At 69.7% G+C, this 23,816-nt stretch carries 19 protein-coding genes; 16 read left to right on the top strand and 3 right to left on the bottom strand.

Features of this window, described 5'->3' with window-relative positions; translation table 11 throughout:
• Positions 1-42: 42 nt before the first annotated feature.
• The 7 genes from eccB (at position 43) to ACQ9ZG_RS25725 (ending at position 7,091) form a co-directional block, all read left to right on the top strand.
• On the top strand, positions 43-1,575 hold the full coding sequence (gene eccB, locus ACQ9ZG_RS25695; RefSeq protein ID WP_109914842.1) for a type VII secretion protein EccB: 1,533 nt from the start codon (positions 43-45) through the stop codon (positions 1,573-1,575).
• Positions 1,572-2,816, top strand: coding sequence for a type VII secretion-associated serine protease mycosin (mycP, locus tag ACQ9ZG_RS25700; RefSeq protein WP_109914837.1), 1,245 nt, complete (start codon positions 1,572-1,574; stop codon positions 2,814-2,816). The genes eccB and mycP overlap by 4 nt, the downstream gene beginning before the upstream one ends.
• Before the next feature lie 129 nt (positions 2,817-2,945).
• Entirely contained in the window at positions 2,946-3,398 is a 453-nt protein-coding gene (locus ACQ9ZG_RS25705; RefSeq protein ID WP_109914838.1) for a DUF2563 family protein, read from the top strand.
• Complete coding sequence (locus ACQ9ZG_RS25710) at positions 3,395-5,023, top strand: WXG100 family type VII secretion target (RefSeq protein ID WP_109914839.1); 1,629 nt, start codon at positions 3,395-3,397, stop codon at positions 5,021-5,023. Before ACQ9ZG_RS25705 ends, ACQ9ZG_RS25710 begins: the two co-directional genes overlap by 4 nt.
• 25 nt (positions 5,024-5,048) lie before the next feature.
• Positions 5,049-6,320 (top strand): S8 family serine peptidase, encoded by a 1,272-nt coding sequence (locus ACQ9ZG_RS25715; RefSeq protein ID WP_109914840.1) that lies wholly within the window; start codon positions 5,049-5,051, stop codon positions 6,318-6,320.
• Positions 6,321-6,394: 74 nt separating this feature from the next.
• Entirely contained in the window at positions 6,395-6,757 is a 363-nt protein-coding gene (locus ACQ9ZG_RS25720) for a WXG100 family type VII secretion target (RefSeq protein ID WP_018488792.1), read from the top strand.
• A 34-nt stretch (positions 6,758-6,791) separates the two neighbouring features.
• Entirely contained in the window at positions 6,792-7,091 is a 300-nt protein-coding gene (locus ACQ9ZG_RS25725; RefSeq protein ID WP_028419405.1) for a WXG100 family type VII secretion target, read from the top strand.
• Between the two features lie 248 nt (positions 7,092-7,339).
• Here the strand turns inward: ACQ9ZG_RS25725 and eccCa are convergent, their stop codons facing one another.
• Positions 7,340-11,314 carry a type VII secretion protein EccCa gene (eccCa, locus tag ACQ9ZG_RS25730; protein ID WP_499281265.1) on the bottom strand — a complete coding sequence of 1,325 codons (3,975 nt, stop codon included), beginning with the start codon at positions 11,312-11,314 and terminating at the stop codon, positions 7,340-7,342.
• Between the two features lie 316 nt (positions 11,315-11,630).
• Here eccCa and eccD point away from each other — a divergent pair, with 316 nt between their 5' ends.
• From eccD to ACQ9ZG_RS25760, 6 genes are all read left to right on the top strand, one after another.
• Positions 11,631-13,133, top strand: coding sequence for a type VII secretion integral membrane protein EccD (eccD, locus tag ACQ9ZG_RS25735; protein WP_028419403.1), 1,503 nt, complete (start codon positions 11,631-11,633; stop codon positions 13,131-13,133).
• 275 nt (positions 13,134-13,408) lie between these two features.
• Positions 13,409-13,699: a 30S ribosomal protein S15 gene (gene rpsO / locus ACQ9ZG_RS25740; RefSeq protein ID WP_014048684.1), complete on the top strand. Its 291-nt coding sequence runs from the start codon at positions 13,409-13,411 to the stop codon at positions 13,697-13,699.
• A 299-nt stretch (positions 13,700-13,998) separates the two neighbouring features.
• Positions 13,999-16,212 (top strand): polyribonucleotide nucleotidyltransferase, encoded by a 2,214-nt coding sequence (locus ACQ9ZG_RS25745; protein ID WP_018488796.1) that lies wholly within the window; start codon positions 13,999-14,001, stop codon positions 16,210-16,212.
• Positions 16,209-17,588 (top strand): M16 family metallopeptidase, encoded by a 1,380-nt coding sequence (locus ACQ9ZG_RS25750; protein ID WP_109916405.1) that lies wholly within the window; start codon positions 16,209-16,211, stop codon positions 17,586-17,588. The genes ACQ9ZG_RS25745 and ACQ9ZG_RS25750 overlap by 4 nt, the downstream gene beginning before the upstream one ends.
• 25 nt (positions 17,589-17,613) lie before the next feature.
• The gene (dapB, locus tag ACQ9ZG_RS25755) at positions 17,614-18,366 is read left to right on the top strand and encodes a 4-hydroxy-tetrahydrodipicolinate reductase (protein ID WP_499281266.1); all 753 of its coding nucleotides are present in this window, start codon (positions 17,614-17,616) and stop codon (positions 18,364-18,366) included.
• Positions 18,367-18,376: 10 nt separating this feature from the next.
• Positions 18,377-18,892 carry a tetratricopeptide repeat protein gene (locus ACQ9ZG_RS25760; protein ID WP_109915968.1) on the top strand — a complete coding sequence of 172 codons (516 nt, stop codon included), beginning with the start codon at positions 18,377-18,379 and terminating at the stop codon, positions 18,890-18,892.
• A gap of 152 nt (positions 18,893-19,044) precedes the next feature.
• Here the strand turns inward: ACQ9ZG_RS25760 and ACQ9ZG_RS25765 are convergent, their stop codons facing one another.
• Both ACQ9ZG_RS25765 and ACQ9ZG_RS25770 read right to left on the bottom strand, forming a co-directional pair.
• Positions 19,045-19,596: an SCO5741 family PH domain-containing membrane protein gene (locus ACQ9ZG_RS25765; protein ID WP_109915970.1), complete on the bottom strand. Its 552-nt coding sequence runs from the start codon at positions 19,594-19,596 to the stop codon at positions 19,045-19,047.
• Positions 19,597-19,696: 100 nt separating this feature from the next.
• Positions 19,697-19,936 (bottom strand): hypothetical protein, encoded by a 240-nt coding sequence (locus ACQ9ZG_RS25770; protein ID WP_109915972.1) that lies wholly within the window; start codon positions 19,934-19,936, stop codon positions 19,697-19,699.
• A 216-nt stretch (positions 19,937-20,152) separates the two neighbouring features.
• Between ACQ9ZG_RS25770 and thyX the strand changes: the two genes are divergently transcribed.
• The 3 genes from thyX (at position 20,153) to ACQ9ZG_RS25785 (ending at position 23,767) form a co-directional block, all read left to right on the top strand.
• Positions 20,153-20,890, top strand: a complete 738-nt coding sequence (gene thyX, locus ACQ9ZG_RS25775) for an FAD-dependent thymidylate synthase (RefSeq protein ID WP_028419397.1) — start codon at positions 20,153-20,155, stop codon at positions 20,888-20,890.
• Positions 20,891-21,042: 152 nt separating this feature from the next.
• Positions 21,043-21,942 (top strand): 4-hydroxy-tetrahydrodipicolinate synthase, encoded by a 900-nt coding sequence (gene dapA / locus ACQ9ZG_RS25780; protein ID WP_028419396.1) that lies wholly within the window; start codon positions 21,043-21,045, stop codon positions 21,940-21,942.
• A gap of 139 nt (positions 21,943-22,081) precedes the next feature.
• Positions 22,082-23,767 carry a ribonuclease J gene (locus tag ACQ9ZG_RS25785; protein ID WP_018488804.1) on the top strand — a complete coding sequence of 562 codons (1,686 nt, stop codon included), beginning with the start codon at positions 22,082-22,084 and terminating at the stop codon, positions 23,765-23,767.
• Positions 23,768-23,816 lie beyond the last annotated feature (49 nt).

Here is a 23,816-nt window from a genome sequence, read left to right on the forward strand (position 1 = left end):
GTGGCACCCTGGTCGACCATCGGGGAGAAGGGGCAGCGGAACATGGCATCACGGCGGGACGAGCTCAACGCCTACACCTTTGCGAAGCGAAGGCTGATCGCACAGTTCCTGCAACCCAACCCGACCGGCTCCGAGGAGGGCGCGCCGCGCCCGCTGCGCGCGGTCCTGCCGGGAGCGATCATCGGCGTCGTCGTCCTCGCCGGCTTCGGCGCCTGGGGCATGTTCAAGCCGGTGGCCCCCAAGGGCTGGGACACCCCGCACGAGAACGTCATCATCGCCAGCAAGTCCACCACCCGTTACGTGGTGTTGACGACCGACGGCAAGAAGCAGCTCCACCCCGTCCTGAACATGTCCTCCGCCAAGCTCCTGCTCGCCCAGGACAAGGGGACGGTCGTCAACGTCGACGAATCGGTGCTGGACAACGGCACGATCCCGCACGGCGCTACCCTCGGCATCCCGTACGCCCCCGACCGGCTGCCCGACCCCAAGGACGCCGGGGCCGCCAAGCGCTGGGCGGTCTGCGAGCGCCCCGGGGAGGGCGGCCAGGCCATCCAGAAGGCGGCCTTCGTCCTCGCCGAGCGCGAGAAGAACAAGACCGAGGGCGCCTCACGGCTGCGCGGCGGCGAGGTCATGTACGTCGAGGGGCCCGCCCCCGACCGGACCCGCTATCTCGTCGACGCCGCGGGCAAGGCCTACCCCCTCCCCGACGACGAACTGCTGCTGCGCACCCTGGTCGGCCAGAACGCCAAGCCCCAGCGGGTCTCCGCCGCCTGGCTGGCCACGCTGCACCGCGGCGACCGGATCACCTTCCCCACCCTGGACGGCAAGCCGGGCGACCCGGCGAACGCCCCCGGCACCCTGGACGCCGCCACCGACAAGGTCGGCATGGTCCTGGCCGCCACCGCCGGAACCAGGACCCAGAGCTATGTCGTCCTGCCCGGCAGGGTCGCCCCGGTCTCGGACTTCATCGCCAAACTCCTGCTCAGCAGCCGGGACCTGTCGACGCTCGGCCAGGCCGGCCGGGAGAAGCCGGTGAGCGCCGCCGACTTCTCACCGGGCCAGGCCTTCGGCGCGGAGCTGGACTGGCCCGCCCACGAGCCGAAGCCCGTCAACTCACCGGACGTCGGGAAGGGAAGCCGGAACACCGTGTGCAACGTCCTGCGCGACGTCGACGCCGACAATGGCGCCACCACCCTCTCGACCTGGGTCGGTACGGGATTCCCGGCCACGCTTCCCACCGGTTCCTCCAGCGCCTACGTCACCCCCGGATCCGGCGAGTTCTTCCGCCAGTTCAAGGGCTCGAAGACCGACGTGGGCTTCCTCTTCCTGGTCACCGACACCGGCCTGCGCTACGCGATGCAGTCCAACAGCGACAGCGGCCAGGATGACTCCGGCATCGGCGCCTCCGGCTCGGCGAAGGAGCAGCAGGCACGCCGCCAGGAGGCGCAGCAGGCACAGAACCTGCTCGGCTACAAGGACGTCGACCCCACCCCGGTCCCGGCCGTCTGGTCCACGTTCCTGCCGACGGGCCCCAGGCTCTCGACGGGCGCGGCTAGCCAGCCGCAGGGCTCATGAGGGCGGCGGGTACGGGCCGCCTCCTCAAGGTGGCGACGGCGACAGGCCTCCTCCTGGTGGCCCTGCCGCTCCCCACGGCAGCGGCGGACGACGCGACGCAGTGCACGTTCCCCTCGAAGATGTACGCGGGCCGCCCCTGGTCGCTGCAGCGCGTGCTGATGGACGAGCTGTGGAAGCAGTCCACCGGCAAGGGCGTACGGGTGGCGGTCGTCGACACCGGCGTCGACGTGAAGAACCCCCAGCTGACCCCGGCCGTGGACGTCAAGGCGGGCCGCAACATGATGCGGAAGGACCTCAAGACGAAGGACGGCCGAAAGCTGGAGCGCGGCAAGGAGGACGGCACCACGGACACGGTGGGCCACGGCACCAAGGTCGCTGGCATCATCGCCGCCCGCGAGGCGAAGGGCACGGGCTTCACCGGCCTCGCCCCCGACGCCACGATCATCCCCGTCCAGCAGAACGACGCCGAGGGCAACGGCACGGCCGAGACCCTGGCCGAGGCAATCCGCTACGCCGCCGACAAGGCGGAGGCCGACATCATCAACATCTCCCAGGACACCGCCGACGCCGTGGCGCCGACACCGCTCCTGAAGCAGGCGGTCGAACACGCCCTGTCCAAGGACATCGTGGTCATCGCCTCGGCGGGCAACGACGGGGTGGACGGCAAGGTGAAGCCGACCTACCCGGCCTCGTACGAAGGCGTCCTGGCCGTCGCCTCCTCGGACCGCAACAACGAACGCGCCTACTTCTCCCAGGGCGGCGGATTCGTCGGCATCGCCGCCCCCGGCGTGGACATGATCTCCACCGTCCCCGGCGGCGGCCACTGCGCCGACAACGGCACCAGCTTCTCCGCGCCGTACGTCGCCGGGGTCGCCGCCCTCATCAAGGCCAAGCACCCCAAGTGGACGCAGCGTCAGATCGTCGCCCAGATCCAGCAGACGGCGGAACGCTCGGTCGCGGGCCACGACCGCCACGTCGGCTGGGGCGTCGTCGACCCGGTACGCGCCCTGACCGAGGACGACAAGCCCATCGACCGCCCGGTCGCCCGCGAAGGCATGAGCAAAGGCGAAGCCCCTACCCCGGCCGAGTTCCACCTCGGCGAGACGGCCGACGAACGCAACGCCCGCCTGGCGACGTACGTCGTCGTGGGCGGCGGCGTCCTGGTGGCAGCCATCGCCGGTGCGTCAGTGGCCGTACGGGACAGGAACCGCCGCATGAGACGGCCGGTCGGCGGCAGTTGACGCATGAGACAAGTCACGCGGCAGCCAACCCGATTGGCCCGGCGCCACGCAGTGACTAGAGTTGCCGGGTGAGATGGGCTCAGACCGTATCGATGCGATAGCAACGCCGAACGGTCCGAGCAAACGGGGATGCATAACGGGGAGGACGGCACTGTGACCGGTCCAGGCGGTGATCTCAGGCGTGGCGTAGGCGCGCTGGAGACCTTCAAGAAGCGAGTGGACGCCGTACTCGCGGACCTCGAGGGCTCGGCGGCCGGCAAGTCGAAGGCGGGGGCACAGACGGTGTCCCGTGCCTCCTTCAGCGGCCCCAACGCGCGCTTCGCCGAGGCGGACGGCCTCTACACCCAGTACAACCGCGTCCAGGAGTCCCTGACCTCGCTCTCCAAGTCGCTCGGTGACCAGATCGAGTACCTGAGCCTGGGCGTGCACGCGGCGGCGGTCGGGTTCGACAACGTGGACGACGAGACGCGGCGGCGGTTCCACGAGATCCAGACGCGGATCGACACGGAACGCAAGAACGCGGCCAAGCCCGAAACAGAGAACGATCGAGGGCAGTCCGATCTCGGCTGGGAGTCCAAGTGAGCGACGAGAAGCAGCCCGAGCTGACCCCTACCGAACAGCAGAAGCAGGACGAGGGCCGGGTCAAGACCCAACTGGTCGTCACCGACGCCACAGAGCTGGGCAAGAGGGTCCTGAACCTCTTCGCCCCCGGCGGCGTCAGCACCGGAGGCCGTACCTCGTTCGAGGGACACGACCTCAACGCCATCATCGACCTGGTGGAGAAATCCAACCCGGCGGACCTGGAGAACGCGGGCGAGGCGCTCTGGAGGGCCAGGGACGCGATCCGGAGCGCGGCGAAGGACCTGGGCGACTACATCGACAAGGTCGACTGGCAGGGCGAGTCCGGCGAGGCCTTCCGTAAGTGGGGCAAGGGCCTGGCCAGCCACGCCACGAAGCTCAGCGACTTCGCGGACGTGGCGGGCACGCAGATCACGGTGGCGGGCACGGGCCTGGCGTCGGTACGCAACTCCATGCCGCCGCGCGACCGCCGGATGATCCAGACGGACGTGGACGACATCCTCTTCCCGGCCCGGACACAGACCAACCCGGTGTACGCGGAGGCCATGGCGGTGGAGAAGAACCGCCAGGAGGCCATCAACCAGATCAACCGGCTGGCGTCGTACTACGCGGTGTCGGAAGAGGTGCTGGCTGGGCAGGAGCCACCGCGGTTTGATCAGCGGCTTGGCATTGACATGCCGAGGCCCGAGGGCGCTACGAGGAGTCCTGCCCCATCCACGTTGTCAGCGACAGGGACTGAGGAACTTTCGCGTAGCGGCGCTGTGCCCAGTGGTCCAGCGCGAGCAAGTACGGCAGAGGCCGGAGCTGTACCCTCTGCCGACCGACCTGTTCCGGATCATGTTCTTGGTTCAACACCCGTGCTGGACAAGAGCACGTCGACGGAGATCAACAGCGTCATGACGCCCACCGCACCGCAGGCGTTGACCAGCACGTCGCCCTCGCCGCCGGTCACCAACACGCCAGGGTCGGTCCCTGGGCCGACGCCTCCTGTGCCGACCAGTTTCGGGAACCCCGTGCAGCCGAGCCCCTCACGGGTTACGGGCCCCGTGGGTGGCACGCCCCGGGCTGTGGGTCAGGTCGGAGCGAACCCGGGCAAGCCCTCCCCCACGGGCGCGGGCCCCGCAACCAGTGGGGGCACGGGCATGCCTGTTGGCCGACCGAGCCCGATGGCCAGTGGACCGTCAGCAACGGGCCGCTTCGGCGGGGGCGCGCAGTCACCCATGGCCGGCCAGTCCGGGGTAGTGGGTGGTCGTCCTACTGCCGCCCACAGCGGTACGGCCGCACCGGGGAGTTCTCGTGCGGGGTACGGCAATGGGATCGTGGGCGGCACCCCGCAGCGGCCTGTTTCCGGTACGTCCGGGACGGGCGGAACTCGTGGAGTGCCGCGGGGGACAGTGATTGGAGCCCCCGGCGCCAATGGCAGTACGCCCCGAGGGGCGTCAGGCGCAGGGGCCAAGGGCTTCACCGCCGGCGGAACTGGTCTTGTCCGTGGTAGTGCCGGCAAGCGGAAATCTGACCAGAAGGACGAGGGGAACACCGGGTCGACGCGTCCGGACTACCTGACGGAAGAGGAAGAGACATGGGCAGTCGGACGGCGCGGAGCCGTGCCGCCGGTGGTCGAGCAGTAGCCCCAGGGAAGGTTCGGAAGTCGGGATGACAGCAGGAATGAGCTGGCCCCAGAGGCGTGCGCTCAGTGCACTGGCGGTGGCAGCCTCGTGGAGCGTGGTCTTCGTCGGTGCAGCTCAGCCTGCCGCAGCTGTGGACGTCCAGTCCAAGCAGTGGTACCTCAAGGCGATGCAGGCCGAGGAAATGTGGAAGATCGCGACAGGGGAAGGTATCCAGCTCGCCGTCATCGATACAGGGGTCAACCCGGAGACGCCTTCGTTGAGGGGGCAAGTGCTTAAGGGCCTCGACGCCACAGGGACTGAGGGCGACGAAAACGACGACTACAGCGGCCACGGCACAACGATGGCCGAACTGATTGCTGGCACCGGCAAGGGTGGTGGAATCAAGGGTCTCGCCCCAGGCGCGAAGATTATCCCGATGCGTATTGGAACCAGCGAGTTCCAGAAGGAGCACTCTTCTAACGTCCATGACTGGGCGGACGCTATCCGGGCTGCTGCTGACAGTGACGCAAAAATCATCAGTATTTCATTCGGCAGTCCGTACTCGACGCCGCAAGAGCGTGAGGCAGTCAAGTACGTCCAGGACAAGGGTAAGTTGCTTTTCGCTGCGGTGGGGAACGATGCCCAAGGGCGTAACAGGGATGAATATCCGGCATCGTACCCCCAAGCGGTAGGGGTTTCTTCGGCGGACAAGAATGGGAAGGTTTCGGAGTATTCACAGAACGGGAACTCGGTAGACGTCGCCGCTCCCGGGAGTGAAATCCCGCGATGGTGTGACAACTCCTTTCAGCGCTATTGCGACGGAGAAGGCGGAACCAGCGCCGCCACCGCCATCGCCTCCGCCTCCGCAGCCCTCGTCTGGTCCGCCAATCCCGACTGGACTGCGAATCAAGTCCTCAATGTGCTCTTCGATACCGCCAGTCGCGACTGGAAGAAGGGCGACCGCAGCTCCTACCTCGGCCACGGCCTCATCCGCCCCGCGATGAACATCCTCAAGGGCAAGGGCGACCCCGGAGACCCGAACATCAGCCCGCTCACCGAAGAACGTACCGGCGGCTCCCCGGCCCCCTCCGAGCAACCCTCCACCCCCGCCTCCGACCAGCCCGCCCAGAGCGGCAACGGCGGTAACGGCGGCAACGGCAGCGAGGCCGACGAAACCGTCGCCGCAGGCGACGGCAGCACATCCGCGTCCGGTGATGACGGCGGCACCCCCCTCAGCCTCATCCTCGGCGGTATCGCAGGCGTGGCCGTCCTCGGGGGAGTGGTCTTCGCCCTCGTCCGCAGACGCGGCGCGGCCTGACCGCAGGTCCCTCACATGTACCGGCCGGTGAGCCATGCCGGCCCCGCACCATCAACTGGCAGGAAAGGAAAGCCATGTCCGCAGACCAGAAGGTCTCAGCCGAAGCCCTTCTCAGGCTCGAGAACGCTCTCACCGAGAGGTTCGACTCCGTGAAGGGCCAGCTCCGGCAGCTGCACGCGACGATCGACAGCCTGGAGGGTGCCTGGAAGGGCATCGGGGCCGGTCACTTCAACCAGAAGCAGACCCAGATCAACAACGCGATGGTCGGCATCGGCAACGAGCTGCTCCGCTTCCAGGAGGCCATCAAGGCCGCCCGTACGATCTCGGGCAACACCGAGGACGAGATCAAGGCGGCCCTCATGGGCGTCGACGTCGTCGACGGCTACTCGGGCGACGCCGCGGCCACGGCCCGGACCTCGAATCTGAACAACCTCTGACCGGTATTCCCCGACTCGACTGAAGGAGGACCACATGGCCGCCAACGACGGTACGACGGTCGTCACTTATGCCAGCCTCGACCTCGCGGCCGCGTCCATCGACCGCCAGGCCAAGCAGCTCGACCAGGACCTCAAGGCGATCAAGGCGATGATCGCCTCGGTCTCCGAGCTGTGGGAGGGCGAGGCCAAGACGGCCTACCGCTCCGCGCAGACGCGGTGGGACACGCAGGCGACCGGCATCCGGGAGAACCTCTCGCAGATCTCCCGCGCCGTGCGCGAGGCGGAGGCCGCCTACCGCGGCGGTGACAAGCGGGCCGCGGCGAACTTCCAGTAGCCGATCGGAGCTGACCGGCAGTCGGTGCAGTAGCCCACCGGGGAGCTGACCGGTAGTCGGTGCAGCAAGCCCATCAGGGAGCCGACCGGCAACCGGTGCGGCAGCCCATCAGGGAGCCGACCGACCGGCCGACCGAGTGGCCGATCAGGCAGCGGCCGGCAATCAGGCCGGAAGCGACCGCAAACAAACAGCGCATCAGGGTGGACACGCGCGGGAGGTGTCCACCCTGATGTGCTGTACGGGCCCGCCTACTGCCCCTCCACCAACCCCGTCTGCACCAGCGGGTTCCCCCGCCGCCGCGTGATGAAGACGCCCCGCCCGGCCGGCATCGGCCGCGGCCGCACGCCGCCCAGGATGTCCCCCTCCATCGGGTCGCCCGACAGCAGCACGCCCTGCGCGCCCAGCTCCGTCATGCGCTGGAGGAACGGGTCGTACAGCGCCCGGCTCGCCCCCGCCGTGTTGCGGGCGATGATGAAGCGGACGCCCACGTCACGGGCGAACGGGAGCAGTTCCGTGAGGGACGCCAGCGGGTTGCCGCTCGACGTGGAGACCAGGTCGAAGTCGTCGATGACCACGTAGACCGCCGGGCCCTGCCACCAACTGCGGTCCCGCAGTTCCTGGGCCGTGACGTCGGCGGACGGGGTGCGCCGCTTCATCAGGTCGTGGAGCGCGACCATGTGGTGGTCCATGTTGTTCGACATGGGGATGTACTCCGCCAGATGCGACGCCGGTGTCACGTCCAGCAGCGAGCGCCGGTTGTCCACGACGAAGAGCTTGCAGGCGTCGCCCTCGTACCGCTCCGTCAGCTGTTTGATCAGCAGCCGCAGCAGGTTGGACTTGCCGGACTCGCTCTCACCGAAGATCAGGAAGAACGGGTCGTGGTCGAAGTCCAGGAAGACCGGTTCGAGGTTGTTCTCGTCGATGCCGAAGGCGACACCGCGCTCCGGAACCGCGTGGCCCGCCGGGAGTTCCGCGGCCGGGAGACGGCGCGGGAGGAGACGCACCTGCGGGGCCGGGGCCGCCGTCCAGTGGCGGGAGACCTCCGCGTTCATGGCCGCCGTCGCCTCGGACAGATCGCTGTCGGAGTTGATGCCGTCGATCCGCGGCACCGCCGCCATGAAGTGCAGCTTCTCCGGGATGAGCCCGCGCCCCGGGACCCCCGCCGGCACATTGGCCGCGACCTTGCGGTCCAGCTCGGAGTCCATCACGTCACCGAGCCGCAGCTCCAGGCGGTTCATCAGGTGGTCCTTGAGGCTGGCCCGGACCTCCAGGGAGCGGGACGCCGTGACGATCAGGTGGATGCCGTAGCCCAGGCCGCGCGCCGCGATGTCCACGGCGGCGTTCTCCAGCGCCTCGTAATCCGTACGGAAGTTGCCCCACCCGTCGATGACCAGGAAGACATCCCCCCACGGCTGGTCCGCCACCGAGATCTCGCCGCGCGCCCGCATCCGCCGGAAGGTGGCGATGGAGTCGATACCGGCGCTGCGGAAGTACTCCTCGCGCCGCGCCATGATCCCGTACACCTCCGCCACCGTACGGCGCACCCGCTCGGGGTCCAGACGCGAGGCGACCCCGCCCACGTGCGGGAGGCCCGCGACGGCCGAGAGACCGCCGCCGCCGAAGTCCAGCCCGTAGAACTGGACCTCCTCCGGGGTGTGCGTCAGCGCGAAGCCCGCGATGAGCGTCCGCAGCAGGGTCGACTTGCCCGACTGCGGGCCCCCGGTGATCTGCATATGGCCCGCAGCCCCGGAGAAGTCCCGGTACAACGTGTCCCGCCGCTGCTCGAACGGCTTGTCGATCACACCCAGCGGCACGACCAGCCGCCCCGCCCCCTCGAACCCGGGCTGCGTCAGCCCGCGCCCCGGTACGGCCGAGAGCCCCGGCAGGATCTCGTCCAGCGTCGGCGGGTTGTCCAGCGGCGGCAGCCACACCTGGTGGGCCGACGCGCCGCGCCCCTCCAGCCGCCGCACGATCACGTCCAGCACCGTGTCCGCCAGCGCGTCGTCGTCCCCCCGACGCTGCTCCGGCACCCCGCCCCCGGCCGACGGGTCCGGCTGCACGTACCGCACCGGCACCGGCGCCGCCGTGAACGCGACCGGCCGCCGGTCCACCGGCAGCGGCCCCCCGGCCACGGCCGCCTGCCGGTCACCCGCCCGGTACACCCCGGAGACGTACGCGGCCTTGAACCGCACCATCTCCTCCGTACCGAACTTGAGCAGCCCGGAACCCGGCACGTTCGGCAGGTGGTACGCGTCCGGTACGCCGATGGCCGCCCGGGACTCCGCCGCCGAGAAGGTCCGCAGACCGACGCGGTACGAGAGGTACGTCTCCAGCCCGCGCAGCCGCCCCTCCTCCAGCCGCTGCGACGCCAGCAGCAGATGCACGCCCAGCGACCGGCCGATGCGCCCGATCTGCACGAACATGTCGATGAAGTCGGGCTTCGCCGTCAGCAGCTCGCTGAACTCGTCGATGACCAGGACCAGCGACGGGATCGGCTGGAGCGGCGCACCGGCCGAACGCGCCTTCTCGTAGTCGTGGATGTTGGCGTAGTTGCCCGCGTCGCGCAGCATCTCCTGGCGCCGGTTCAGCTCACCCCGGATGGAGTCGCCCATGCGGTCCACCAGCGTCAGGTCGTCCGCCAGGTTGGTGATCACCGCCGCCACGTGCGGCATCTGCGCCATCCCGGCGAAGGTCGCACCGCCCTTGAAGTCCGCGAGGACGAAGTTCAGCGTCTCGGAGGTGTGCGTCACCGCCAGGCCGAGCACCAGCGTCCGCAGCAGCTCCGACTTGCCGGAACCCGTCGCCCCCACGCAGAGACCGTGCGGCCCCATGCCCTCCTGCGCCGCCTCCTTGAGGTCCAGCATCACCGGAGCGCCGCCCTCGCCGACCCCGATCGGCACCCGCAGCCGCTCCGCCTGGGAACGCGGCCGCCAGGTCCGGCCCACATCGACGGAGGCCGCGTCCCCCAGGTTCAGCAGGTCCGTGAACTCCAGGTTGGCCAGCAGCGGTTCGTCGTCGTCCCCGCCCGTCGCCATGTGCAGCGGCGCCAGCTGCCGGGCCAGCGCCTCCGCCGCCTCGTGACTCAGCAGGTCGGGCACCCCGTCGTAGACGAGCCCGTGCCCCGACTCCAGCCGGAGCGACTTCGGCTGCACCACGACGGAGAGGCCGCCGCGCGCCCCCTGCACCTCGCCCGGCACCACCTCGATGACCGTCACGCCCTGCAGCCCCTCCGCCGAGGCCAGCACCGACATCGGGGGCACCGAGTCGCCGTCCAGGACGACCACGATGTGCGGCTGCTCCAGGAGCGGCGGCCCGCCGGGCTGGAAACGGGGACGCCCGTCGAGCCGGGCCGCCAGCTGCTGCTCCAGCTCCAGGACGCTGCCGGTGATCAGCCGGCGGCTGCCGGCCCCGTCGGCCGACGACCTGTCCTGTACGTGGGGGAGCCACTTGGCCCACTCCCAGTGCGGGGCCGCGTCGGCGCCCGCCGCGACCCCGATCACCAGGTCCTCGGGGGAGTGCAGCGAGGCCAGCGCGCCGACCATCGCCCGCGCCGAGGCGCGCGCGGAGTCCGCGTGGCCGCTGACCGTCAGGTGGTAGAACGCCCGCAGCGACACCGCCATCGGCAGCCCGTCCAGCGTGGAGTGCGTCGTCAGGAACTGCTGCATCGCCCCGGCCGTCAGCGGCTCCAGCTCGTCGACCGGCGCCGTCTCGGGGGCGACCAGGGGCGTCGCCAGCTCCTGGCTGCCGAGCCCGATCCGTACCTGTGCGAAATCCCCGTCACCGACCCGCCGCTCCCACACCCGGCTGCCCTCGGCGACCAGCGCCCACAGCTGCTCGGGGGAGGGGTGCAGATAGAACTGCGCGTCCCGCTGCTTGCGCGCGGTCTTCAGCACCGTCCGCCGGGTCTGCGTCAGGTACTTCAGATAGTCCCGCCGCATGTCCGCGAGCTGGCCCTGCGTACCCCGCCGGAAACGCACCAGCATCGCGATGGCCATGGCGACCGTCGAGGCGATCATGATCACGCCCATGATCCGCATGATCGGGTTCGGCGTCATGAAGAAGAAGACGACCGAACCGCCCATCCCCAGCATCGGCAGGAGCTGCATCAGCGCGCCCTCCTGCTGACCGCGGGGCAACTCCGGCGGAGGTTGCAACTGCACCTGCTCGACCGGCACTTCGGAGGGCAGGGCCCGCGGTGGGCGCTTGACGACGATCTGGCTCACAGCTCACCAATTCCCTTGCCGGACGGAACTGTTCCTATCGGCGCCCCCGTGGCGACGGGCTCCGTCCGCGCGTTGGATCCTACTGGCGGAGCGGGGACCCGGTGGCGGTAGGGTGTCGCGATGCGTATACGCATCCGCTAACTACCGCAAGAACGCTAACTACCGCAGGAAGACGGTCATTCGGGACGCGGGGCGAAATGCGCGGCTCTGAAGGGTGTTTCCGGCACAAGCCCCGGAAACCGGGTCATGAGCAACCGGGCAATGAGCATCAGCGCACCGAAGCACCGAAGAACACAGGGGGAGCAGCAAGGTGACAGTGACGGACCGGACGGCAGCCACCACGAGCGGCCGCCCCAGCCACGGCGCCGCGCCCGCCGGCGGCACCGGCTTCTGCCGGGTCACCGTCGTCGCCCCCGACAGCCGGGTCGACGTGGCCCTCCCCGAGGACGTGCCCGTCGCCGACCTCTACCCCGAGATCCTCCGCCTCTCCGGCCAGAGCCCCGCCCCCGGCGCCCCCGTCGGCTACCACCTCGTACGCCGCGACGGCACCGTCCTGGACAGCTCCCGTACGCTGGCCGGCCACCGCATCCTCGACGGCGAGCTGCTCTCCCTGCGGCCCTTCTCCGAATCGCTGCCGCCCGCCGTCTTCGACGACGTCTCCGACGCGGTCGCCACCGCCGTCGCCAAGGACCGCACCCTCTGGGGCGACTCCCTGATGCGCGGCGCCGGCCTCTTCGGCGGCTCCGTCCTGCTCTGCCTGCTCGGCTTCGTCCTCTGGACCGCCGACCCCCGCCACGACATGCACGGGCTCCCCGGCGTCCTGGCCGCCGTCGTCGCCGTCCTCCTGCTCGCCCTCGCCTGCGTCCGCGCCCGCGTCTACGACGACCGGGGCTCGGCCATCGCGCTCGGCACCGGGGCCATGGTGAACGCGGCGGTGGCCGGTTCCGGGCTGCTCACCCTCTCGGCGGGCCAGGGCGTGGGACGGCTGCAGTTCCTGCTCGCCTGCGCCGCCGTCCTGGTGGTCTCGGTCATCCTCATGATCACCGCACCCGGCGGCGACGGCCCGTTCGTCGCGTTCGTCTTCGCGAGCGCCACCGGCCTCGTCGTCACCTTCATCGCGATCAGCGCCGAGCTGAAGCCCACCGAGGCGGCCGCCGTCTGCGCCCCCTTCGCCGTCGGCGCCCTGGCCTTCCTGCCCGGCCTCTCCACCCGCTTCGCCCGCCTCCCCATCGGCTTCGAACCGCCCCGCTCCGCCGTCGGCGACTACGGCACCGGCGACCAGGAGCCCCAGGGCCCGGTGGACGCCGCCCGGATCGCCGCCCAGGCCCGCCGCGGCCACGAGCTGCTCCTCGGCCTGGTCGGCGGCTGCGCCCTGGTGGCCGTGGCGGCGGCCGCGGTGCTGGGCTTCTCCGACAACGTCTGGGGCCAGCTCCTCGCCCTGGCCACCGGCGTCGCCATGCTGATGCGCGCCCACCTCTTCCGCTACACCGCCCAGGTCGGCTGCGCCCTCGCCGCCGGTCTCGGCTCCCTCGTCCTCCTCGGCCTCGGCCTCTCCCTGAACCCGCCGCTCACCCTGGTGCGCGACGCGCTGCGCGGGGACGGCGCCGGACTCGACCTCCGTACGGTGTGGCTCGCCGCCGCCGTCGCGGGCGTCGCCGCCCTGATCACCGCCATCGGGCTGATCGTGCCGCGCAAGGGGGTCACCCCGTTCTGGGGCCGTTTCCTGGAGATCGCGGAGACGGTCGTCCTGCTCACCCTCCTCCCGCTCTGCCTCGCGGTCTTCGACGTCTACCGCTCGATCCGCGCCCTGACCAGCTGACGCCGTACCCGCCCGGCCCCTGCGCCGCCCGCTCAGGGCCCGCACCAGCCGACTGCCGGTGCGGCCCGCCGGGGCGGGCCGGGGCCGACCGCCGGAGTGGGCCGTCCGGGGGTGACCCGAATGGCTGGTACTCTGACCAGTGGCCGTTTGTGTACGCCTCTCCGGATCATCCTGGGGACTGCGCTCATCGGACCTTCGCCTCCGAGTCACGGAAGCTCCCCTGAGAACAAGACCAGGGGCACTCGTGGGCGCTTCGAACACCAAGAGGAGTACGCGTGCCGCTCGACGCCGCTACGAAGAAGCAGATCATGGCCGAGTTCGCCCAGAAGGAGGGTGACACCGGATCCCCCGAGGTCCAGGTCGCCATGCTCTCCCGCCGGATCTCGGACCTGACCGAGCACCTCAAGACGCACAAGCACGACCACCACTCCCGTCGTGGTCTGCTGATCCTGGTCGGCCAGCGTCGCCGCCTCCTGCAGTACCTCGCCAAGAAGGACATCCAGCGCTTCCGTGCGCTGGTCGACCGCCTCGGCATCCGCCGTGGTGCGGCCGGCGGCGCCAAGTAAGTACGCCGTGGAGAGGGAGCGGTTCCCGAGTCTGAGGGGACCGCTCCCTTTGCCGTACGTGCGCGACCGGTGTCAAGCTCAGTAACCTGGACACCGGAACACCTGTAACACCACGCAACACCCACGCAATACCAGGGAGAGGCGCAGCGACGCCGCCGCCGGTCCTCGGTAGTGGCCCCCGGGAACATGCCCGGGAGCTTCGATCGAAGACCGGCCCGCACACACGGTGCGCTTCTCCCGCACCGTCCTCCGCCACACGGGCGGGAGGACGAAAGACGACGAGTATGGAGAAATCACTAGTGGAGAACGAGACCCACTACGCCGAGGCCGTCATCGACAACGGCACCTTCGGCACCCGCACCATCCGCTTCGAGACGGGCCGCCTGGCCAAGCAGGCCGCCGGCTCCGCCGTCGCGTACCTGGACGACGACACCATGGTGCTGTCGGCCACCACCGCCTCCAAGCGGCCCAAGGACAACCTGGACTTCTTCCCCCTCACGGTGGACGTCGAGGAGCGGCAGTACGCCGCCGGCAAGATCCCCGGCTCCTTCTTCCGCCGGGAGGGCCGCCCCTCCGAGGACGCGATCCTCACCTGCCGTCTGATCGACCGCCCGCTGCGCCCCTCCTTCAAGAAGGGCCTGCGCAACGAGATCCAGATCGTCGAGACGATCATGGCGCTCAACCCCGACCACCTGTACGACGTGGTCGCGATCAACGCCGCCTCCTGCTCCACCCAGCTCGCGGGCCTGCCCTTCTCCGGCCCGATCGGCGCCACCCGCGTCGCCCTGATCAAGGGCCAGTGGGTCGCCTTCCCGACCCACACCGAGCTCGAGGACGCCGTCTTCGACATGGTCGTGGCCGGTCGCGTCCTGGAGGACGGCGACGTCGCGATCATGATGGTCGAGGCCGAGGCCACCGAGAAGACCATCCAGCTGGTCAAGGACGGCGCCGAGGCTCCCACCGAGGAGATCGTCGCCGCCGGTCTGGAAGCCGCGAAGCCCTTCATCAAGGCGCTCTGCAAGGCCCAGTCGGACCTGGCGTCCAAGGCCGCCAAGCCCGTCGGTGACTTCCCGGTCTTCCTGGACTACCAGGACGACGTCCTGGACGCGCTGGCCAAGGCCGTCACGCCCGAGCTGAAGCAGGCGCTCACCATCGCCGGCAAGCAGGAGCGCGAGACCGAGCTGGACCGCGTCAAGGAGATCGCCGCCGAGAAGCTCCTCCCGGAGTTCGAGGGCCGCGAGAAGGAGATCTCCGCCGCCTACCGCGCGCTGACCAAGAAGCTGGTCCGCGAGCGCGTCATCAAGGACAAGGTCCGCATCGACGGCCGCGGGGTCACGGACATCCGTACGCTCGCCGCCGAGGTCGAGGCCATCCCGCGCGTGCACGGCTCGGCGCTCTTCGAGCGTGGCGAGACCCAGATCCTGGGCGTCACCACCCTCAACATGCTCCGCATGGAGCAGCAGCTGGACACCCTCTCCCCGGTGACCCGCAAGCGCTACATGCACAACTACAACTTCCCGCCGTACTCCGTCGGTGAGACCGGCCGCGTGGGCTCGCCCAAGCGCCGCGAGATCGGCCACGGCGCGCTCGCCGAGCGCGCCATCGTGCCGGTCCTCCCGACCCGCGAGGAGTTCCCGTACGCGATCCGCCAGGTCTCCGAGGCGCTGGGCTCCAACGGCTCGACGTCCATGGGCTCGGTCTGCGCCTCCACCATGTCGCTGCTGAACGCCGGTGTGCCCCTCAAGGCCGCCGTCGCCGGTATCGCCATGGGTCTGATCTCGCAGGAGATCGACGGCAAGACCCACTACGTCGCCCTCACCGACATCCTCGGTGCGGAGGACGCCTTCGGCGACATGGACTTCAAGGTCGCCGGTACGAAGCAGTTCGTGACCGCGCTCCAGCTCGACACCAAGCTCGACGGCATCCCCGCCTCGGTCCTGGCCGCCGCGCTGAAGCAGGCCCGTGACGCGCGTCTGCACATCCTGGACGTCATGAACGAGGCCATCGACGTCCCGGACGAGATGTCCCCGAACGCCCCGCGGATCATCACCGTCAAGATCCCGGTGGACAAGATCGGTGAGGTCATCGGCCCCAAGGGCAAGATGATCAACCAGATCCAGGAGGACACCGGCGCCGACATCACGATCGAGGACGACGGCACGATCTACATCGGTGCGCAGCAGGGCTCGCAGGCCGAGGCCGCCCGCGCCACGATCAACGCCATCGCCAACCCGACCATGCCGGAGGTCGGCGAGCGCTACCTGGGTACGGTCGTCAAGACGACCACCTTCGGCGCGTTCGTCTCGCTCATGCCGGGCAAGGACGGCCTGCTGCACATCTCGCAGATCCGCAAGCTCGCCGGTGGCAAGCGCGTGGAGAACGTCGAGGACGTGCTCGGCGTCGGCGCCAAGGTCCAAGTCGAGATCGCCGAGATCGACTCCCGCGGCAAGCTCTCCCTCATCCCGGTCATCGAGGGTGAAGAGGACGAGAAGAAGGACGACACCGACAAGTGACGTCCCGTAGTTCCGCGACGACGGCCCGCCCCTCCTCCGGGGGGCGGGCCGTCGCCCGTACCCAAACGCTTCTCCCGGGCAGCAACGGCATCGGAACCGTCCGCAGGACCGTCCTCCCCGGCGGCCTGCGGATCGTCACCGAGACCCTGCCCTCCGTCCGGTCCGCCACCTTCGGCATCTGGGCCAACGTCGGCTCCCGCGACGAGACGCCCGCGCTGAACGGCGCGACCCACTACCTCGAACACCTCCTCTTCAAGGGCACCGCCAAGCGCACCGCCCTCGACATCTCCTCCGCCATCGACGCGGTCGGCGGCGAGATGAACGCCTTCACGGCGAAGGAGTACACCTGCTACTACGCGCGGGTCCTCGACACCGACCTGCCGCTCGCCATCGACGTCGTCTGCGACATGCTGACCGGCTCGCTGATCGCCCCCGAGGACGTCGACGCCGAGCGCGGCGTGATCCTCGAAGAGATCGCGATGACGGAGGACGACCCGGGCGACTGCGTGCACGACCTGTTCGCGCACACGATGCTCGGTGACACCCCCCTCGGCCGCCCGGTCCTCGGCACCGTCGACACGATCAACGCCCTGAACCGGGGCCAGGTCGCCCGCTTCTACAAGAAGCACTACGACCCCACGCACCTGGTCGTCGCCGCCGCGGGCAACGTCGACCACGCCACGGTCGTACGGCAGGTCCGCCGCGCCTTCGAGAAGGCCGGCGCCCTCACCCGTACGGACGCGGTCCCCCTGGCCCCCCGCCAGGGCTCCCGCACCCTGCGCACCGCCGGCAAGGTCGAGCTGCTCAACCGCAGGACCGAGCAGGCCCACGTGGTCCTCGGTATGCCCGGCCTCGCCCGCACCGACGACCGCCGCTGGGCCCTCGGGGTCCTCAACGCGGCCCTCGGCGGCGGCATGAGCTCCCGCCTCTTCCAGGAGGTCCGGGAGAAGCGCGGCCTGGCCTACAGCGTGTACTCGTACACCTCGGGCTTCGCGGACTGCGGCCTCTTCGGCGTCTACGCGGGCTGCCGGCCCAGCCAGGTCCACGACGTCCTCAAGCTCTGCCGGGACGAGCTGGACCGGGTCGCCGCCCACGGCCTGGCCGACGACGAGATCGCCCGCGCCATCGGCCAGCTCTCCGGCTCCACGGTCCTCGGCCTGGAGGACACCGGCGCGCTGATGAACCGTATCGGCAAGAGCGAACTGTGCTGGGGCGAGCAGATGTCGGTGGACGACATGCTGGCCCGCATCGCGGAGGTCACCCCCGACGACGTACGGGAGGTGGCGGGCGAACTCCTCACCCACCGCCCCTCGCTCTCGGTCATCGGCCCGCTCAAGGACAAGCAGGCGGACCGCCTCCACGAAGCGGTCTCCTAATCCCTTAATCCCTTAAGGAACCACAATGAGCAAGCTGCGCGTAGCCGTTCTCGGCGCTCAGGGCCGGATCGGCTCCGAGGCCGTACGGGCCGTCGAGGCCGCCGAGGACCTTGAGCTGGTGGCGGCCCTGAGCCGGGGCGACAAGCTGGAGGCCCTCGCCGAGGCGGGCGCCCAGGTCGCCGTCGAGCTGACCACTCCCGCATCGGTGATGGGCAACCTCGACTTCTGCGTCCGGCACGGCATCCACGCCGTCGTCGGCACCACGGGCTGGACCGACGAACGGCTCGCGCAGCTGAACGGCTGGCTGGACAACTCCCCGGAGACCGGCGTCCTCATCGCCCCGAACTTCTCCATCGGCGCGGTCCTGACCATGAAGTTCGCGGAGCAGGCCGCCCGCTACTTCGAGTCCGTCGAGGTCGTCGAGCTCCACCATCCCAACAAGGTCGACGCCCCCTCCGGCACCGCCACCCGCACCGCCCAGCTCATCGCGGCGGCCCGCGCCCGGGCGGGCAGCGCCCCCCAGCCGGACGCCACCACCGCCGCCCTGGACGGCGCCCGCGGCGCGGACGTCGACGGCGTGCCGGTCCACGCGATCCGGCTGCGCGGCCTGCTGGCCCACCAGGAAGTGCTGCTCGGCGGCGAGGGCGAGACCCTCACCATCCGCCACGACTCCCTCCACCACAGCAGCTTCATGCCGGGCATCCTGCTCGGCGTCCGCCGCGTGGTGACCACTCCCGGCCTCACGTTCGGCCTGGAACACTTCCTCGACCTGAACTGACTGGCCCCCCATGCGTGCAAAGATCACCTACTTCGTCACGGCCGCCGTCCTGGTCTTCTACTTCGTCCTGGTCGGCAGCCGGGGCGTGATGCTCATCCGGCACGGCACCCTGCTCACGGTCACGTTCGGCGTCGCCGTGCTGATCCTGCCGGTGATCGGCGTCTGGTTCCTCTGGAAGAACACCCAGTTCGTCCGACGCGCCAACGCGCTCGCCGCCGAACTGGACGCGGAGGGCGGCCTCCCGGTCGACGACCTGCCCCGCACCCCGTCCGGCCGTATCGAGCGCGAAGCCGCCGACGCGGCCTTCGCCAAGCGCCGGGAGGAGACGGAGGACGCCCCGGACGACTGGCGCGCCTGGTTCCGCCTGGCGGTCGCGTACCAGGACGCCAGGGACACCCCGAGGGCCCGCAAGGCGATGCAGAGGGCGATCGCCCTGCACAGATCGGCCCCGAGTCCGGCTGATCCGGCGCCTGAGAACACCAGGTCCAGCCCGTCCTCCACACCCTCCAGCCCGTCCGGCGCCTGAGGACGAAACCCAGCCGGTCCGGCGCCTGAGGACGAGATCAAGCCCGTCCGGCGCTTGAGGACATCTTTCAGGCTGTACGCAAGTGAGCCCGGGACCCCCACAAGGGCCCCGGGCTCACTCACGTACGGCACGTACAGCGGACGGAAGCCGCCTCACCCGAGCCGATACTCATCCGCCCAGGCCTCAACGGCATCCGTGGCCCGCTCGAACGCCTCCTCGCGCCCGAGGAAGTCCGCGTTGTGGTCGGAGACCAGCGGCGGCAGGATCTCACCGCCCTGCCGGGTCACGACCAGCGCCTGGCCCTGCACCGTACGGGGCAGACCCAGCCACTTCACCGGCTGCTGGACCGTACGGACCGAGGCGGTCGAGGCCCACGGCACCGTGACGGTCCGGAAGAACCCCACCCGCCGCACCCCGTGCCGGCTGACCCACGCACCGACCCGGAGCAGCCGCAGTGCCGCACCGATCAGCGCGCCGGCCAGCAGCAGACAGACCGTGGCCCCGGAAGGCGCTCCGGCGAACCCGATGATCATCGCCGCGAGGAGCACGAACGAGGCCAGCAACAACAGGGTGGCCGCGGCCGCGACCCGCCACGGGCCGGGGCGGTAGGGCCGCCGCCAGCTGTCGTGGTCGTCGAACGGCAGCGCGACGTCGTCCGCGCTCGCGTCGAATGCGCGGTCGGCCGTCAGAAAGGGCAGGGGCACGACTCATCCTCACTCACAAGCACGCTCGATTGCTGTGCCCGGTGAGGCTACCGAGGCCGCCCCCGGCCCGACCACCCCAGGGGGTCCGTACGAGTGTGCGTCAGCGGCCCTGGGAGGCCTCGGACTGCCTGCCGTGCGAGGCGGGCTGCTCGGAATCGAGCGCCGGAAGCCCCAGCAGCAGCGAGCCGACGAGCCCGGCGACCACGGTCAGTCCGACGAGCGAGCGTCCCAGCAACTCGGGAACGCTGGCGCGGGGTGCGGGAGGGGGAGCGACATTACTGCGGAACCGGTCGGCCTCGGCGACGAACGAGAACGGGACGGATTCACGCCGGCGGAACATGAGGAAACTCTCCTTGATCTCTGTGGCGGGTGCTGCTAATGAGTCAGACGTACGAACGGCCGGATCGGTGCCCGAATCGCCGTACTTGTTCGGGGAACTCCACGAACGGCTGCCCGACACCGCCGCGCGCATGCGCCATCCGCCCGGCCCGTAGAGTGGTCGCCGCCCGAGCCACGCGCCGGGTCTCCCGCGCCGCCCCTGGAAGGACCCCTGCCGGTGACCGACACTCCCGAACCCGCAAAGCCCCATTTCCGCAGTGATGTCACCGTCGAGCTGGTGAAGAGCGACGCGGGCGACGCGGACGTGCTGTTTGCCGCCCGGGTCTCCACCGCGGGCGAGCAGTCGCTCGAAGAGGTCACCAAGGACCCCGAGCGCTCCAAGGGGCTCATCAACTTCCTCATGCGGGACCGGCACGGCAGCCCGTTCGAGCACAACTCGATGACCTTCTTCATCAGCGCCCCGATCTTCGTGTTCCGCGAGTTCATGCGGCACCGAGTGGGCTGGTCGTACAACGAGGAGTCGGGCCGCTACCGGGAGCTGGAGCCGGTCTTCTACGTCCCCGGGACCTCCCGCAAGCTGGTCCAGCAGGGCCGCCCCGGCAAGTACGAGTTCGTCGAGGGCACCGAGGAGCAGTACGACGTCACCACCAGCGCCATGGAGGAGTCCTACCGGGCCTCCTACGAGGCCTACCAGGAGATGCTGGCCAAGGGCGTGGCCCGGGAGGTCGCCCGCGCGGTGCTGCCCGTCGGCCTCTACTCCTCGATGTACGCCACCTGCAACGCGCGCTCCCTGATGCACTTCCTCGGCCTGCGCACCCAGCACGAGCTGGCGAAGGTCCCGTCCTTCCCGCAGCGCGAGATCGAGATGGTCGGTGAGCAGATGGAGGCCCACTGGGCGGGGCTCATGCCGCTCACTCATGCGGCCTTCAACAAAAATGGACGAGTCGCCCCATAGGCGGTGTCCGTATTGCGGCGTTTCGAGAAGTTCATCTAGGCTGATCAAACGGACCCGGCACTGCTTGAACCCCCGAGCAGGCAGTGCCGGGCTCCTCTTTCCCGGTCCCCCTAGAGGGGACCACGCGCTGAGCAGCGAGTAGCGTGTTACCCATGGCTCCGATCTCCACTCCGCAGACCCCCTTCGGGCGGGTCCTCACCGCTATGGTCACGCCCTTCACGGCGGACGGCGCTCTCGACCTCGACGGCGCCCAGCGGCTCGCCGCCCATCTGGTGGACGCAGGCAACGACGGGCTGATCGTCAACGGCACCACCGGCGAGTCCCCGACCACCAGTGACGCGGAGAAGGACCAGCTCGTACGGGCGGTGCTCGAAGCGGTAGGAGACCGGGCGCACGTCGTCGCCGGCATCGGCACCAACGACACCCGGCACAGCGTCGACCTCGCCCGCACCGCCGAGCGCACCGGCGCCCACGGCCTCCTCGCCGTCACGCCGTACTACAACAAGCCACCGCAGGAAGGCCTCCTGCGGCACTTCACGGCCATCGCCGACTCCACCGGCCTGCCGGTCATGCTGTACGACATCCCCGGCCGCAGCGGCGTCCCGATCGACACCGAGACCCTGGTCCGCCTCGCGGACCACCCGCGGATCGTCGCCAACAAGGACGCCAAGGGAGACCTGGGCCGCGCCAGCTGGGCCATCGCCCAGTCCGGCCTCGCCTGGTACTCGGGCGACGACATGCTCAACCTCCCGCTCCTCTCCGTCGGCGCGGTCGGCTTCGTCTCCGTCGTCGGCCACGTGGTCACCCCGGACCTGCGGGCCCTGGTCGAGGCCCACCTGGACGGTGACGTGCAGAAGGCCACCGAGATCCACCAGAAGCTGCTGCCGGTCTTCACCGGAATGTTCCGCACGCAGGGTGTGATCACCACCAAGGCCGCCCTGACCCTCCAGGGCCTCCCGGCCGGTCCGCTGCGCCTCCCCCTGGTGGAACTCACCGCCCAGGAGACGGCCCAGCTCAAGATCGACCTGGCCGCCGGTGGGGTACAGCTGTAACCACGGACTTCACAACTGAATGAGAAGAACGAGCGAGGCACCTCGCAGGAGCACGACCCCAAGACAACAGCAAGTGCACGAATGACATGCGCGCCACGTGCCTCAGCGGTACGTGGCGCGTGTGGTTAAGGAGAGTCTTTTGAGCCATCCGCACCCTGAACTCGGTACCCCGCCGAAGCTCCCGAAGGGCGCCCTGAGGGTCACCCCCCTCGGCGGTCTCGGCGAGATCGGCCGCAACATGACGGTCTTCGAGTACGGCGGCCGCCTGCTCATCGTCGACTGCGGTGTCCTCTTCCCCGAGGACGAGCAGCCCGGCATCGACCTGATCCTGCCGGACTTCACCACGATCCGGGACCGCCTGGACGACATCGAGGGCATCGTCCTCACGCACGGCCACGAGGACCACATCGGTGGCGTCCCGTACCTGCTGCGACTGAAGCCGGACATCCCCCTCATCGGCTCCAAGCTGACGCTGGCCCTCATCGAGGCGAAGCTCCAGGAGCACCGCATCCGCCCCTACACCCTTGAGGTGCAGGAAGGGCAGCGTGAGCGGATCGGCGTCTTCGACTGCGAGTTCATCGCGGTCAACCACTCCATCCCGGACGCGCTGGCCGTCGCCATCCGCACCCCCGCGGGCATGGCCGTGGCCACCGGTGACTTCAAGATGGACCAGCTCCCGCTGGACGGCCGGCTCACCGACCTGCACGCGTTCGCGCGCCTCAGCGAGGAGGGCATCGACCTCCTCCTCTCCGACTCCACGAACGCCGAGGTCCCCGGCTTCGTGCCGCCGGAGCGGGACATCTCCAACGTCCTGCGCACGGTCTTCGCCAACGCCCAGAAGCGCATCATCGTGGCGAGCTTCGCCAGCCATGTGCACCGCATCCAGCAGATCCTGGACGCCGCCCACGAGTACGGCCGCCGGGTCGCCTTCGTCGGCCGCTCGATGGTCCGGAACATGGGCATCGCCCGCGACCTCGGCTATCTGAAGGTCCCGGCCGGCCTGGTGGTGGACGTCAAGACCCTCGACGACCTCCCGGACGACGAGGTCGTGCTGGTCTGCACGGGATCGCAGGGCGAGCCGATGGCGGCCCTCTCCCGCATGGCCAACCGCGACCACCAGATCCGGATCGTCCCCGGTGACACGGTGATCCTGGCGTCGTCCCTCATCCCCGGCAACGAGAACGCGGTCTACCGCGTGATCAACGGCCTGACCCGCTGGGGCGCCAACGTCGTCCACAAGGGCAACGCCAAGGTCCACGTCTCGGGCCACGCCTCGGCCGGCGAGCTGCTGTACTTCTACAACATCTGCAAGCCGAAGAACCTGATGCCGGTCCACGGCGAATGGCGCCACTTGCGGGCCAACGCCGAACTGGGAGCCCTCACCGGCGTGCCCAAGGACCACATCGTCATCGCGGAGGACGGCGTGGTCGTCGACCTCATCGACGGCAAGGCCAAGATCGTCGGAAAGGTCCAGGCCGGTTACGTCTACGTCGACGGCCTCTCCGTCGGTGATGTCACCGAGACCTCGCTCAAGGACCGCCGCATCCTCGGTGACGAGGGCATCATCTCGGTCTTCATCGTGGTCGACAGCACCACCGGCAAGATCGTGGGCGGCCCCCACATCCAGGCCCGGGGCTCCGGCATCGACGACAGCGCCTTCACCGGCGTCACCCCGAAGATCCAGGAAGCCCTGGACAAGTCGGCCCAGGACGGTGTGCTGGAGCCCCACCAGCTCCAGCAGATGGTCCGCCGGGTCGTCGGCAAGTGGGTGTCCGACACCTACCGCCGGCGCCCGATGATCCTTCCGGTCGTCGTCGAGGTCTGACCCTCACGACCGCCTGACCTGGAGCGGGGCCCTCGATTTGCATCGGGGA

This window comes from Streptomyces araujoniae, from assembly GCF_050871195.1.
GTDB classification, from domain to species: Bacteria; Actinomycetota; Actinomycetes; order Streptomycetales; family Streptomycetaceae; genus Streptomyces; species Streptomyces bacillaris.